9 protein-coding genes are annotated in these 14692 nt (G+C 55.1%); 4 read left to right on the forward strand and 5 right to left on the reverse strand.

Annotated elements, in window-relative coordinates; genetic code table 11:
• Positions 1–300 precede the first annotated feature (300 nt).
• From K239x_RS26645 to K239x_RS26665, 5 genes are all read right to left on the reverse strand, one after another.
• Complete coding sequence (locus K239x_RS26645; RefSeq protein ID WP_145421340.1) at positions 301–1755, reverse strand: DUF1501 domain-containing protein; 1455 nt, start codon at positions 1753–1755, stop codon at positions 301–303.
• Positions 1752–5315: a PSD1 and planctomycete cytochrome C domain-containing protein gene (locus K239x_RS26650; RefSeq protein ID WP_145421341.1), complete on the reverse strand. Its 3564-nt coding sequence runs from the start codon at positions 5313–5315 to the stop codon at positions 1752–1754. Before K239x_RS26650 ends, K239x_RS26645 begins: the two co-directional genes overlap by 4 nt.
• A 90-nt stretch (positions 5316–5405) precedes the next feature.
• A complete protein-coding gene (locus tag K239x_RS26655) occupies positions 5406–6881 on the reverse strand; it encodes a hypothetical protein (RefSeq protein WP_145421343.1) in 1476 nt (491 codons plus the stop codon).
• A gap of 143 nt (positions 6882–7024) precedes the next feature.
• Positions 7025–9136, reverse strand: coding sequence for a 3-keto-alpha-glucoside-1,2-lyase-like domain-containing protein (locus K239x_RS26660; protein ID WP_419189431.1), 2112 nt, complete (start codon positions 9134–9136; stop codon positions 7025–7027).
• Between the two features lie 191 nt (positions 9137–9327).
• On the reverse strand, positions 9328–9534 hold the full coding sequence (locus K239x_RS26665) for a hypothetical protein (RefSeq protein WP_145421347.1): 207 nt from the start codon (positions 9532–9534) through the stop codon (positions 9328–9330).
• Positions 9535–10094: 560 nt separating this feature from the next.
• On the opposite strand from K239x_RS26665, the gene K239x_RS26670 reads away from it, so the two are divergent.
• The 4 genes from K239x_RS26670 to K239x_RS26685 all read left to right on the forward strand — a co-directional run bounded on the left by K239x_RS26670 (position 10095) and on the right by K239x_RS26685 (position 14668).
• Positions 10095–10898 (forward strand): hypothetical protein, encoded by an 804-nt coding sequence (locus K239x_RS26670; protein ID WP_145421349.1) that lies wholly within the window; start codon positions 10095–10097, stop codon positions 10896–10898.
• A gap of 265 nt (positions 10899–11163) precedes the next feature.
• Complete coding sequence (locus tag K239x_RS26675; RefSeq protein WP_145421351.1) at positions 11164–11676, forward strand: hypothetical protein; 513 nt, start codon at positions 11164–11166, stop codon at positions 11674–11676.
• 140 nt (positions 11677–11816) lie between these two features.
• Entirely contained in the window at positions 11817–13985 is a 2169-nt protein-coding gene (locus tag K239x_RS26680; RefSeq protein WP_145421353.1) for a serine/threonine-protein kinase, read from the forward strand.
• On the forward strand, positions 13982–14668 hold the full coding sequence (locus tag K239x_RS26685; RefSeq protein ID WP_145421355.1) for a hypothetical protein: 687 nt from the start codon (positions 13982–13984) through the stop codon (positions 14666–14668). The genes K239x_RS26680 and K239x_RS26685 overlap by 4 nt, the downstream gene beginning before the upstream one ends.
• The last annotated feature ends 24 nt before the right edge of the window (positions 14669–14692 follow it).

Genomic DNA, 14692 nt, shown 5'->3' on the forward strand with positions numbered 1-14692 from the left:
GGTCCCGTGGCTTCAGCAATTTTTCTGAGATGGTAGCCGGCATTCACCGGATCAGCGGACGGGCCAAGGAGAGGAGAAAGGTCAGGTAGATTCAAGACGTTCACACAGCGCGGTCAGAGGCAAGAAATCGACACGAGTATTCTTGCCGCGAATCGGGTTTTGTGAAACGTGGGGCGATTTTCGGCGTGTCACACCACCAGCCGAATATCGCGTCATCAGCCGGGCTCGTGGAATCAGCAGGATACCGGTCACCAACAAAAACGCGGTTGCCGACGCCATGACTTGGGCCGATCCACCCAGCTATGCCAAGATTTCTTGGATCACTCGGCTATCTTCGACACCGGTCAACTTTTGATCGAGACCTTGGAAAGGGTACGTAAACCGTTCGTGATCGATCCCCATTTGATTCAGGATCGTGGCGTTGAGATCGCGTATGTGAACCGGATCTTTGGTGACGTTGTAGCTGAAATCATCCGTTTCACCATGAACGACGCCGCCTTTCATGCCCGCACCTGCCATCCAAATGGTGAAGCATTTTGGGTGATGATCGCGGCCGTAGGTGTCTTTGGTCAATTTGCCTTGGCAATAAATGGTCCGGCCAAATTCGCCGCCCCAGACGACCAACGTGTCGTCCAACATGCCACGCTGTCGCAAATCGGTTAATAGTCCTGCGGATGGCTGATCAACGTCGCGGCATTGGTTGGGCAAGTCTTTTGGCAAAGCACCGTGCTGATCCCAACCGCGATGAAAAATCTGCGTGAACCGAACGCCACGTTCGGCCATCCGCCGCGACATCAAACAGCAATTGGCAAACGTTCCTGGTATCAGCACATCGGGACCATACAAATCCAGCACATGCTGCGGTTCGTCGCTGATGTCTGCCAAATCAGGCACACTGGTTTGCATCCGAAACGCCATTTCGTACTGCGCGATACGCGCCAGTGTTTCGGGATCGCCGGTTCGTTCCGAGTTGATGCTGTTGAGTCGTCCCAGTGAATCGAGCATCCGGCGGCGAACGCGCGAATCGATCCCGCCCGGATTGGACAGATACAACACGGGGTCACCGGCGCTGCGCAGAGCAACACCTTGATACTTGCTAGGCAAAAACCCACTTCCCCAAAGCCGGTTGTACAGCGCCTGGGCTTCTTTGCGACCGGTCCAAGTTGCCGTCATCACCATGAACGCAGGCAAGTTTTCGTTTTCGGTACCTAGTCCGTAATTCAGCCAAGCGCCCAGGCTTGCTTTGCCCGGCAATTGGTCGCCGGTGCAAATGTACGTGATCGCGGGATCGTGATTGATTGCTTCGGTGTACATCGATTTGACCAAAGCGATCTCGTCGACTTTGCCAGCCATGTGCGGCAGCAACTCGCTGACCATCGTGCCGTTTTGACCATGCGGTTTAAAATCGTAGACACTCGGCGCAATGGGAAACCGCGACTGGCCACTGGTCATCGTGGTCAGTCGTTGACCTTGGCGAATTGATTCGGGCAAATCCTTGTCAAAGAAATCGGCCATCTTGGGTTTGTGATCCCACATGTCCATCTGACTGGGCGCACCCGACATGAACAAATAGATCGCCCGTTTGGCCTTGGCCGGGTGATGCGGCAAATCCGGCCGACCACCGGCGCGTGGCTGCGTGGCAGCCTGCGTATCGAGCGACGCCAACGCCGCGGCTCCTAGACCAGCCGAAGTCCGCGAGAAAAACGCACGGCGCGTCAGGTCATTTGCAAAGTGGTTTTGGTTTTCAGCACTCATTTCGATACTACCTCATCCAAGTTCAATAAAGTGCTGGCCAACACGGTCCAAGCAGCCAGATCCGCCGACCTCTTTCCGACCAATTTTTTGGCTTCGGACAGATCAACGGCATAGCTCCGTTTTAAATCCACCAGCAGCCCTTGCAGTTCATCGGTTTCGATCGACGTAGGCGGACGAATTGTGATCTTCTGGAACAACCATTCGATTCGTTGTTGGTCCGAATCCACTTCCGTTTGTGACTGCGCCATCACGGCCAGCGATTTGGCGGCTTGCAAGTACTGCACTTCGTTCATCAACAGCAGTGCCTGCAGGGGTGTGTTGGTGCGTTCGCGTCGGGCGGTGCAAGATTCGCGACTGGGCGCGTCAAACGTCGACATCTGCGGCGGCGCACTGGTCCGTTTCCAAAAGATATAGACGCTGCGTCGATAGATTTTGTCGTCCTCTTTGTCAGCCGTAAATTTGGCGGTGTTACTGCGGGAATAGCCCACGGCGTACCACAGACCATCCGGCTGAGGCGGTTTAACGCTGGGGCCGCCCCTGTCTTTTCGAAGCAGGCCAGCCAGCTCCAATGCTTGATCGCGGAGAACTTCGGCGTCCAAGCGATACCGTGGCCCACGTGCAAACAAACGGTTCTCGGGGTCGACCTGCAAAGCAGAATCGCTCGCCTGCGAATCTCGCCCGTAGGCCTCCGTCATCACGAGCGACTTGATCAGCTGTTTGACGTCCCAGCCACTTTCACGAAACTCGACCGCAAGATGATCCAGCAACTGCGGGTGAGTAGGAGCGTCGCCTTGGCTGCCAAAGTCTTCGCTGGTTTTGACTAATCCCATTCCAAAGATCTGCTGCCAAAATCGATTGACCGCCACCCGAGCCGTTAGCGGATGATCCGGCGAACAAAGCCATCTCGCCAATCCAAGACGATCCAATGGAGCGTCCACTGGAAGCGGCGGCAGAAAGCTGGGCGTCGTCCGGGGAACCACATCACCGGGTTGATCATATTGCCCCCGATTCAAGATGTGCGCCTCACGCGGCTTGGCAAGCTCCTTCCAAACCAAAGTCGTTGGCGATTCCGCGATCAACTTTTCCCTGGCCTTTTGCAATCCGTTCCTAAGATCAATCAAGGCCAACCAATCGGGATGCTGGCAGTGCACTGCGCGATAGTATTTTTGGATCGCCGTCTGCTCCGCCGCGCTGCGGTCTTTCGCCGGCACACTTAAGAGTTGCACCAAATGCGACGGTGCTTCGATCGCCGGCGAACGCCAGGCATAACACAATCGCGACTCACCGTTGTGGTTAATGACTTTGACGTAGAGTCGGTTGTCACCCTTTTTAAGATCGACGTCGTACTCATGGTGAAGCGGTTTCAATTCACCGGCTGCACGGTGCATCGCGATACGCTTGCCGTTAAGAAAAATCTGGTGTCCGTCGTCCGTACCGATCAGAAGCGTCGCTTTCTGCGCTTTGGGAGCATGAATTTTCTGATGCAAGACCGTCACCGAAGAACGATCGGATAGTTTTGGCAAAGCATTGACCTGGACAGGCAACAGGTCCGCGCGGTGTTGCCAGCGGTAGGTTCGGTCGTTGTAGTTGAACACTTCACCAGCATCAAACTTCTTTTCCTGCGAAGCAAATTTCCGGCCGTATCCCGGACTGGCACTTTCCACCGCAAACGGTCCCACACTATGAATGTCGCCAAACGTGATGCGTTGGTTTTTCGGTACGGTGGGCCCTGAATCCGACAGCGTGCAACGCATACGACGGAACTGATGTGCCGCATGCACGGACTGAAATTTCAGCTGCACGCGAATCAGAGTGGGTCGTTCTTCGGTCCCACTGACAAGCGTGGGCATCATGAACCAAGCCGTTCGCGGACCGGTTTTGCGATGGCCATCGACCGCCCAGCCCTCGGATCCGTTTACTTTTCCATCGAATGCGTAGCTCACCGCGAACGGCCCGTCGCCTTGCTCGACATCCGCGATCGCGCTGTCGATCGGAACAACATGCCACTCGGGATCGTCGGAGCTGCTCGCTGTTTCGACGACGATCTCGCTTAGAACAACATTGCCGTTGGAGCTTAGCCCCGGGCGGTCGTCGGGTTTGTCGACCAACCCATCCAATCGCAGGGTTTGCCACTGCGCCCCAGCGGGAAGCGCCTCGGATGGCAAGGTCGCAACCAGGGTCAGCGTGTCTTTGGCGGCGGGATCTTTTGTGATCTCAAACGAACCGTCCTTGCGAATGTTGGTTTTCTTATTGGCTGCGGACGTAACTTGTGAAGGCTGCAGGATGTGTTCAACGGGCGCGGCAGATGGCGAATACGTTTGCTCCCATTGCCGCTGAGCTTGATCGACCGTTTCGATTGGATCGGAAAGGCGGGCGATCGCGTGAGGCAATTCCTCATCGATTTCTTTGAGCCGTTGTTTTTGCTCGTCGCTCGGCACGCGAAGCACAGGGGCGGGGTCCTTGACGTTAAGGTCCAGCGCGCGACCGTCCAGCGAATTAAAAAACGCTGACAACGAGTAGTAGTCGGCCTGCGTGATGGGATCGAATTTGTGATCGTGACAAACGGCGCAGCCCGTCGTCAGACTTAAGAAAATGGTGCCAAAAGCATCGGTCCGGTCCATCACGTTGCGGGCAAAGACTTCGTCGTAAATCGACCCACCTTCGTTGGTCGTGACATTCAGCCGATTGAATCCACTGGCGATCTTTTGCGAATCGGTCGCATCGGGGAGCAAGTCGCCGGCCAGCTGTTCGGTGTAAAACTGATCCAACGGCATGTTGTCGTTGAACGCATCGATCACCCAATCACGATACGGCCACATCTCGCGATAGTTGTCCAGATGCAAACCATGCGTGTCGGCGTAACGAACCAAGTCCAGCCAATAGCGGCCCATCTGTTCGCCGAAGCTAGGCGAATCGATCAACCGGTCCACCAGTTTTTCGTACGCATCATCCGAATCGTCACTTAGAAACGTTTCGATCTGCTGCGCATCGGGCGGCAATCCAGTCAGGTCCAAGCACACACGTCGCAAAAGCGTTCGCTTGTCAGCCGGCGCGGTCGCCACCAATCCGGCTGCGGCAATCCGACAGTTCAGAAATCCGTCGATCGGCGTCGCAGCTGACGAGTCCACTTCGGGGCGGGTCGGCGAAATGAATGACCAATGCTGCTGGTACTTGGCACCATCGAGCACCCAGTCCTTCAAAACGTCTTTTTGTTTTTGCGAAAGCGGTTTATGAAAATCCGCCGGCGGCATCACCATGTCGGGATCCGTCGACAAGACACGCAGCACCAACTCACTGGCCGCTCGTTCTACTCGATCCGCTGAGTCGACGTTGACAGCCGCTTGAATTCCGTCCGCCGTGTCCAAACGCAAATCAGCTTGCCGATCATGCTCATCGGGACCATGGCACGCAAAGCAGTGGTCGGACAAAATCGGCCGCACATCACGATTGAAATTGACTTCGGCGGCCAACGCCGGGCCACCAAACACCCCCAAAACGCAAATCAACCCTGCGACTTGAATCCGCTGCGTCCGCCAAAGGTGCATCGATGTAAGTGTCATATCGTTTGGTTTAATAGATAGAAGCTGAGCTGGTTTCACGCTACGCGATCATTTCCTAGTACGCATTTCCTGATACGTTCGAAAATGAAATCATCTGGGCACGTCGGGAAGCTCTAGTAACTTCGGTGCCGGTTGGACAGCAATCGTGCCGATGTCCAATGGTTTGCCAATCTCGCTGGTCAAGTTAAATCGACTGGAACCGGAAGCACCTTGCACCCAAACATTGTATTGCCCGGTCATGACGTCTTGGATGCAAAAACTGCCGTCATCGGCGACCGGGATCGCATCGCGAAAGTACAGCGGTGCGTAGTCTGTTTTTTGCAAAACGACGTACCCGTTGGGAGCTTTTTTGCCAACGGCGTTGTTTCGCAGTCGCGGCATCCGCCAGACATCCGGAGCCGGCGGCCGGATCGAAAGCGTGACTCCCTGGTACGAATCCAGCCCCGACAATTTTCCACACACCTCAATCCCTTCGCCGCCAAATTCGATGACCTTGGTCTGGCCTGGCTTTAGGAAAAGTGACTCTTGGGGATATTCCAAGACCGTGCCGCGCGGGCTGGCCGCTGAATCCACCGGCGGATTCACGACATGACTGACTTGGACTGAACCTGGAGGGACATAGGCAAACACAAAATTGCCCTCGGCGTCCGACGTTGCTTTGGAATACGAAGCCGCCAGACCTGGGTAGGGCTCGCTACGATGCATGGTCAGATTGATCGACGAACCTTGCCCGGGTCGATCTTTCCAGTACACGCGGCCTTGGATGCGGGCCCAGGGTTCAAGCTGCACGATGATCGAATCGCTAGGTGACTGGTCGAGCACTGACGCCCAGTCGACAAATGTTTCCTCCAGATAGCCGCTTTCGTGAACCACGCAGAGCACCGCAGAAGGATCGCTTTCGTAGGGCAACACAAATTCGCCTTGATCGTTTGTCTGGATCGTCAGCGGACGTCGCCACTGATCGCTCAAACGATTGGCGGGTTCTTGATCGTGACTTTCCACCTTGCAGCCATTGAGCCGGATGCCTCGGTTGGGCAATCCGATTGCCAACGTGGCGCCAGCGGCAAGCGAACCATCGGGCGAAACCACGACACCTTCGATACCCTCATCGGGTCGCAGATGAACCTTCATTCTTAGATGCGGTCCGCCTTTGCCAAGCCACGTCGTGGTTGCCGCCCGATACCCATCTGCTTCGATTCGAAAACGCATTTCGTCGTAGCCGCGTGTGCGAGGCCATTGAAAGATTCCGTCTTTCATTTCGCGGATCATGTGCGGCTGCCAAACGGCGACATTGCCCCGCGCCCCGGGAACACTGTTGTAACGTACCCCTGGAATGACGCGAAAAGTTTCAACGCGTTCGTTGGTAATCGAATCGAGAACTTCCCCATCGATCAACAGACGCCGTGATTCGGCTTGAGTGAGCGCGGGTTCTTCGGCGGTAACGGAACCGACCTGCGAAACCAGCAGCGCTGCGGCAACAACAAACCACACCCCAATCTGCACGACGATCGCGCGAACGTTGGAAGAGCGACCGGTGGCCGAAGGGAGGGAAAGGACTAGGTCCATGCGAATTTTAAGGGGAGGGCAGAACAGCGGGGATTGGTTCGGCGGGTACTGGAACGGTGGGGATTGGCTTGGCGGGCATCGGATCGGCCACCGGTCCAAAAAGTCGATGGGGCGAATCGGACGGCAAACTCTGACGGCAGCGTCTAGCGGGAGGGATCGGCAGCTGGTTGATTTGCCACGGGGAACACAAATTCGCTTTCTTGCGTGCCCGTCACACTGTGGTGCCGAAGAGTTAGTTTCGGTTCTTTGTCATCGTCTGGGTAGGTCAACTGGCCAGAAAGAAAGCCGCCTTTGACTCTCAGGAAACGGTGTGTCGGACGTTCGTCACCGACCTTCCATCCTAATTGGTGTTTCTCACTTCCCGGCCCACAACCGAACTCCCAAAGGTTGGTTTTTTCGTCGACCGATGCGTATTGCCAGTGCCGATCGCCACAAAGCACGATCACGTTGTCGATGTCCGACAGTTTTTTGCGAATTTCGTCGCCTTCGTGCTGGAAAACGTCATTGGCGTGATTGTCGCTTTTATTGGGCCGATCGGGTCCGACGATGGGAGTCGGGCTGACGACCACTTTGAATTTCGCTTTCGATTCGGCCAGGGTTTTCCACAACCACGCTTTCTGATCGGCACCCAAGATCGTTTTGCCTGGCCCATCAGGCATGGTGTTGGGGCTACGGTAATCGCGTCCTTCTAAGAACCAGATTTGCAAATCGCGTCCCCACCGAACCGTTTTGTAGCGAGGCGAATGCGAAGGAAACTGTTCTTCATTGAATAGCTGAACTCCTTCATCAAACGACACCGATCCATACATTTGGCCGGGCCAACTATCATTTTTTAAAGTGTCGTGATCATCTTTCAAAAAGTAGCTGGTCGTGCTGCTATAGAACCTTCGATTGTTGGGCAGGGCAAAGATCCGCTGCCATTTGAAACGCATTAGCTCCCGAGTCATCGCCCACGGGTCGGGTTTGTCGTAGTACTCGATGTCGCCAGCGTGAACGACAAAATCAGGCTTCATCGCAGTCATCGCGGGATAGATTTTGTGACCGTGGTTGCCATCGTCGCGCCGGAGAAAATCGTGACAGGTCGTCATGCAAAAACGAAACTCCTTTCGCGACTGCGTTTTCGGAGCCGTACGAAAACTGCCACGGACAACCGCAGTGATTTCGTCGCTGTCGACAGGCTTTGCTTCAACGATGGCGGCGTAGTGTGTCCCAGGCTTTAGACAATCCAGTTTCCACTGCGCTGTAAAATCGCTCTCGGCGCGGGTGGTTTGCCAATCGGTCTGTCGGATCGAATTGACTTTCGCGGTGGGAAAATAGCTCAACCGAACGCGACCAGCATTCCCCGGACACGCTCCAAACATCTCACTCAATTTGGAACCGGCAGGCACCTGCGCCTGCATCAATTTGCCGGCCTCGGTTTTCTTAGCGAGCTTGTTGGCTTGTTTGGTGCTGAGCTGAATGAAGTGCGGCCCGGCGAGGTTCATTTCGCTCTGCGATGTTGTCCGTGTCCACAGTACGATCGAATCCTGATCGGCCCAACTGTTTCGCATTCCATTCCCAAGATAGGGCGGCGACGCAGCGATTACTTTCGCGGTTTGCTTTGGCACTTCGCGAACCGTGAACTGAAAATCTTTAAAGCTGGCCTTTCCGCCATGGTCGGTCAGCATGAAACGGTCGCCGTCCCCAGGACGCCCAAAGTCCTTTGCGCCATAAAACTTGCTCAGTGCGATGGCAGCTTCCCAACCCGGCTGTGCCGTGCTTGCCGATGCAACCAACTGGCCATTGAGGTAATGCTCGATGCGATCACCAATCGCGACAACACGTGCACGATTCCATTCGCCAACAGCGTGCAATGTTTTATTGGCTGATGGCGAAACCAGACCGTAGATCGAAGCCGTGCTCGATTTGGATCGGCTGTCAGCATCGTCGTCGATAATCTGATACTCGATGCCCAGCGGACGGTCATTGAAGATAGCTTTGCCAAGGCGACGAACCCGGTACTTCAGTCCCGTGTTGGTTCGCTTGTCAATTTTCCATTGCCACGAAAGTTCAAAGTTCGGTGGCAACACAGGAGATAGCAAGCTGCCATTCGCGCCGCGCGGTTTGACCAGTCGGATTTCCCCATCGACAAACTCCCAGCCGTCGGTGGCGGGACGGCCGTCGAGGGATTCCCAGAATGGTTCCGACGACCAATCGGTGATTGGCTCGGCAGGCAGGGTGGTGACAATGCCCTGGGCTGGGCAGGAGGCTGGCACTGCAAAAGAGCTGCACAGAACAGTTGCCAGAGAAACTGCAAGAAAAAGGTGAGACTTCATCGCTGAAAAAGGCCATTCTTGGAATGAAAGGACAGAAGGTCAGCGATGAGTTTAGTCGAACCGACAGGGGCACCTTGGTTCAGTGCGGCGGGCCGATGCGGTGTCGGTAAGCGAGACGTCGTTGGTGACGGTTAGCCGCGGAGCGATTTCTTAATCGAACGGCGTGACGAGAATTCATCCAACTGCGTTTCCAGGTCCGACAATTGCTCGCTCATCCATTCGTCAAACGAATCGAGCGATTCAATCGATTTGGGGCTGATAACGGCGATCAGCTCGTTCCAATGTTCACCCTCTAACTTGAGGTCGTTAGGGGTTCGGTTTTCACTTGAAGTTGGCATCGGAGGTCTCTCCGGTTAGGCATTCCATTGCAATTATTTGTCTACAAACCAGCCCCGTGCGTTTGGGTACTCGTCTGTCGCCAAAAATGGCTCTCGGTCATTAAGAGCCTGTTTGGTTAGTTATGGTTCACCGCAATTGATGTGCCGAAACACTCAGTGGCTTACCTAATTCAATCCTAAGTTACAGCTCGGCAAAGACTTAACCCAATTTTGGCTACTTGCCCTCACTTCGCTGGGTGCCTCTTTTTTGCGACACCTGTGTCGCGAAATGCCAACAAGGCAGGCACCTATGTCAACAAATCGTCTCTGCGCCTCCTGTTAGTGTAATTATAAACCACTAAATGTCTATCAAAGTGCAAATAAAGCCCAATAGCCCCTAAAGAGCCTAGCAGCCTGCGTGTCGCATCGACAGGGCAACCTTTGAGGCGGTCTGACAGAAACTTTCTGAAAATCGAACCAAGATTGCTCAACGAGCGGCGAATTGTTGGTTGTGAACCGCCTGCTGCCATTTTTAATGGCTCGGTTCTTGATCAGCCAACTCGAGTTTCAGGAGAAGACCCATGCTGAAGAAAGTCATCGTTACCGGCGGCGCATTGGCGCTACTTTCAAGTGTCACCGTCGGCGTCCCTTTGTTTAGCTACGCACGTTGCGGAGCCAACTGGATTCGTAGCAGTGCCAATGACTCCGTTCCATTGGAATGGGAGTTGAATCGCGCTCGCCAGATGATCACCGATTTGAAACCCGAAATCGAAGTCAATGCGAAGCGAATTGCTCGCGAAAAAATCGAAGTCAACCATTTGACCAAACAGTTGTCCGAATCGGACCAGCGACTGGCCAAAGCCCAAACCGACATCGAGCGACTGACAGAGGACCTAAAAAGCGACAGCAAGTCGTACACCTACGGCACCCGGACTTATACGGTCGCACAAGTAAAAGACGACTTGAGTAATCGATTTAAGCGTTTCAAGACACGCGAGGCGACTGCCGACAAGTTGCAACAGATGCTGTCCGCTCGAAATTCATCGCTCAAAGCAGCCCACGAGCGAATGGATGCAATGCTGAGTGCGAAACGTCAACTGGAAGTCGAAGTCGAAAACTTGCAGGCTCGGCTGGGGGCTTTGCGTGTCGCACAGACCAGTAGCCAACTAAACTTGGACGACAGTCATCTGTCGCAAACACGCGGCCTTTTGGATTCGATCGCCACGCGAATCGACGTCGAAGAAGAAACGATGCAAGTCGACACCGAGTACTTCGGTGAAATCGATTTGGATGAACCCAGCGACGAGAATCTACTGGATGAAATCGCGTCGTACTTTGGCGACCAAGATGTCAAAGGGTCACTGGTTGCGATTCAGTTGGACTGATCCGATAACGGTGAGTGCTTCGCAGTGGATGAGGCGACGAGTCCCGCCGGTGACGGCAACCAGAGGGATTCGTGCCGTTGTCCAAATCGGAATGCTATCGCTGTGACACAGCGATAGCGTATTTTGCAAATCGTTGGTTCGAGACGAAACTTCCTTTTCCCCTGACACCGAAGGCTGATCAGTGTCGGCGCAAACGAGTTCAAACCAGGATTCGCCTTCAGCATCTCGCTGGAGGCTTTGGGTTGACGGTTGCGGAGGGTTTCTCTTGCTTGCTGGCAATCGCTGGACGGTAGGAGGATTTGATCAGCAGTCGCCGCCGGATCTCTGTGTACGGGCTGATTGGCCACGACGCTCAGGCACCATCATCCGGCAAGACGCCGACTATTTTTGGCAATCTTGGCAACAAGATGACACCTCACTGATTCAACCAGGCAACCTTTTACCCACCGGTGGTTCTGCCGCGATGACGCTCGATTGCCCCAGTCCGCTCAGCAACTCGGCCACGCTTTCATTGCGTGGTCCACATCGCTTTGATGGGCACGTCGACGCGGCAATTCTGGTCGATCAAGTTCTGTTGATGGGGCCGACGCCAAATTGTCATATCCGTACGATCGAAAACTCTGATCAAATCGTTTTGGTCGCTCGCGGCCGACAATGGGAAGCCCAATTAAAAGGGCAACAGAACGATCCGCCCGAGAATCTGGATTCTCGCCAACCTCTGGTTCCCGGCGAACGCATTCGCATCGGATCCCTCGCGATGACACTGGAGCCAGCATGAGACTTCTGCGATCCGCCGCAAATAAAGGCCAGTCCGCCATCGGCGCGCCCGATGACAATACCGCCTGTGCCTCTCTCTTGAGCGGAAAAACCGCTCCAGGACGTTCCTGTTGCGGTCTTTCTGAGCGGAAACATCGATTCATGTCCCTTATCCTCGGTAAAATAAAACCTGCGGCAAAGGATCGAAACAACGCGGATCAAGCGGATTCGCAGTCATCGGATCCCAATAACGCCGCGAGTTCAGATCGGCATCTTCGCGAAACGATGCCGATTTTGTCTCCCAACGGTTCGCCCATTGCCAATTCGCCTAGCACCCGACCGATGTCGTTTACCTACGCGCCCGGATCAACGCCCCTACCGCCGTACACGATTCGTCGTGGCGTAGGTGTGGGTGGATTTGGCGAAGTTTACTTTGCGGTCAGCGAAGCCGGTAAAGAGGTCGCGTTGAAACGGATTCAGCGCAATCTGGAAGTGGAATTGCGAGGCGTTTCGCATTGCTTGAATCTGAAACACGCCAATTTGGTTTCGCTGTTTGACATCTGTCACGATTCCGATGACCAAGCCTGGGTCGTGATGGAATACATCGCGGGCCTCAATTTGCGACAAGTTCTCGACCAGTCACCCGATGGTCTATCCGAAAGCGAAGCACGTCGCTGGTTCAGCGCGATCGCCGCGGGCGTCCAGCATCTCCACGCTGCCGGACTCGTTCACCGCGATCTGAAACCCGGCAACGTGTTTGATGATCTAGGCGTCGTTAAAGTTGGCGACTATGGCTTGAGCAAATTTATCTCGGCGTCCCATCGCGGCGGACACACCGAAAGCGTTGGCACGTTTCATTACATGGCACCGGAAATTGGGCGTGGAAAATACGGACGCGAAATCGACATCTATGCGTTGGGCATCATTCTCTATGAATTGCTAACGGGGCAAGTTCCTTTCGACGGCGAAAGCTGCCACGAAATCATTGTCAAACATCTCACGGCGACGCCTGATTTGAGCCAAGTCGCTCAGCCGTATCGCAGCGTGATCGCCCAGTCACTTGCCAAAGATCCCAACGAACGCCCCTCGACAGTCGCCGAAATGTTGGCACCGCTTGGTTTGTCTGATTCCGGTCCAATAGACCCCATTCCGATGGCAACCCTTTGCCATCGCAAGACGACACCCGACACTCATCTTGGTGAACCCGTTGCACGGTTCGGCCAACCGCGAGCGGTCAATCAATCGCCCGCAAACTTCCTCGGCCAAGCTCAGCCAGCGATGGCGTTCGCGGTCAACAAACGCACCGAACCGTTTGCGCGGGCGGTCAGTGAAAGCGCCAAGGATCTTCAGCGATGGTGGGGAACACTCGACCGATCGCCGCGCGCTAAAAAGCTGATCCTGGCTGGCGTCATTGTCGCTTTGGTGTTGAACACCAGTTGGTTGCTACCGGTGCTGTCCATTTTGGGCATCGTTTATGTGCCGTACTACATCGTTCGGCAGATGGTGTTGGGCGTCAGTCAGCAGCCGTCCTATGCACAGGCACAGCGAATCGCCACCGCAGCTGGCGTTCCCAAGAAACCAGCGACCAAGAATCAATGGCGCCAATACATGCGGACCAATCTGCGTGCCAAACGATCGATACACCGGCTGGCAGAACTCAGCACGTCGTGGATCGCTGCGATTCTGACCGTGACCGCGATGACCATCATCGCCGGAGTGATTGGTTTGCGCAGCGGCGATGTTTCCCCCACAGACCTGGCGCCGTTTGGATGGATGGCGATGGTTATCTTGATGGGCTCTCTTTCGATTTTGGCTATGGGCAAACTCTGGGAGCGCGACGAAGGCGAAGCTCTTCCACGCCGGCTAGTGATGGCTGGCATCGGTGCGGGCGTGGGCGTCGCAGCTTATGGAATCGCCGACTACCTGTTGCTACCAATGAATGTCGGTTTGGATCGCGAAATTGATGTCATGACGTTGCCGCAAGCCTTGTATCACAACAATCAATTGCCCCGACCTTCGGCGATGATGGCCCACTTTGCGTTGCTGTTCATTGCCGTCCGATGGTGGAAACCAGTGGATCCCCTACGTCGCACCAGACTGAGCCTGTGGAGTGTCGCAGTCACGGTCGTCGCTGCCTGGGCTGTTCATCAAGTGCTGCCCATTCCACAGCCATACGGCATGTTGATGGCAGGCGGAATCGCCATCGCCGTGCAAATGTCAGCTCCTTGGGTCGATCCACGCGGCACCAAGGTGGGTCGTCCCAAAGCGAGCCCCGCTCCACCAACCACTCCCTCACCAGCGCCCGCTACACAACAGGAGTACATCGCATGAGAGAAATGCTGCACTCCGGAACAGCCTGCCTTGCAATGCTCGCACTGGCATCGACGGTGGCGTTTGCTGCCGAGCAAGAAATGGCACCGGACACATCGCTATCGACTGCCCCCTCCAGTGTTGCGCAATCAGACGCTGCGAAAACAGACGCTGGGCAACCAAGTGACGTCAAAGAACTATCGCGTCCGCCGCTTTCGCATGTCGAATATCCGGCCGATCGCCCCAGTTGGCTGGACCAAGCCCCCAACTTGGGCGAAGCCCCACACACTTGGGTCATCGTAACGGCTCCCGCAGAAACGTTGGACGAATGTCGCGATGAAATCGCCCTGATGCGTCGTGCTGCAGTCGCTTCCTACATCAAACTGAAATCCAATTCGGATCGGTTCGACTTTTACCCCATCAATGACAAGTGGATCAAAGAACGATTGGTATCACGGACCTACCAAGGCAAGGTCACCAAAGGTGGAACCGAACACTACGAAATGGCGGTTGAACTGACATTCCCTCAGGAAGTGCAGAGTGAAATCCTAACCGCCTGGGACCAAATCAACGTTCGCGACCGACTCGCTTCGATGGGCGCCGTGGTCTTCACCGGGCTGACACTTTTGATCTGTGCATCAATGTTGCTGTGCATGTTCAGCCGCCGCGCCACGCGAGAAGACAGCATGCAGTTGGCGGCGTAGGGTCGCCGCCAACATTCGCAAAAG

The sequence above is a fragment of the Stieleria marina genome, assembly GCA_007741555.1.
Classification (GTDB): Bacteria; Planctomycetota; Planctomycetia; order Pirellulales; family Pirellulaceae; genus K23-9.

Coding starts and splice junctions, on each gene's coding strand:
- K239x_RS26645 (WP_145421340.1), bottom strand. CDS start 1,755: ATGAGTGCTGAAAACCAAAACCACTTTGCAAATGACCTGACGCGCCGT.
- K239x_RS26650 (WP_145421341.1), bottom strand. CDS start 5,315: ATGACACTTACATCGATGCACCTTTGGCGGACGCAGCGGATTCAAGTC.
- K239x_RS26655 (WP_145421343.1), bottom strand. CDS start 6,881: ATGGACCTAGTCCTTTCCCTCCCTTCGGCCACCGGTCGCTCTTCCAAC.
- K239x_RS26665 (WP_145421347.1), bottom strand. CDS start 9,534: ATGCCAACTTCAAGTGAAAACCGAACCCCTAACGACCTCAAGTTAGAG.
- K239x_RS26670 (WP_145421349.1), top strand. CDS start 10,095: ATGCTGAAGAAAGTCATCGTTACCGGCGGCGCATTGGCGCTACTTTCA.
- K239x_RS26680 (WP_145421353.1), top strand. CDS start 11,817: ATGTCCCTTATCCTCGGTAAAATAAAACCTGCGGCAAAGGATCGAAAC.
- K239x_RS26685 (WP_145421355.1), top strand. CDS start 13,982: ATGAGAGAAATGCTGCACTCCGGAACAGCCTGCCTTGCAATGCTCGCA.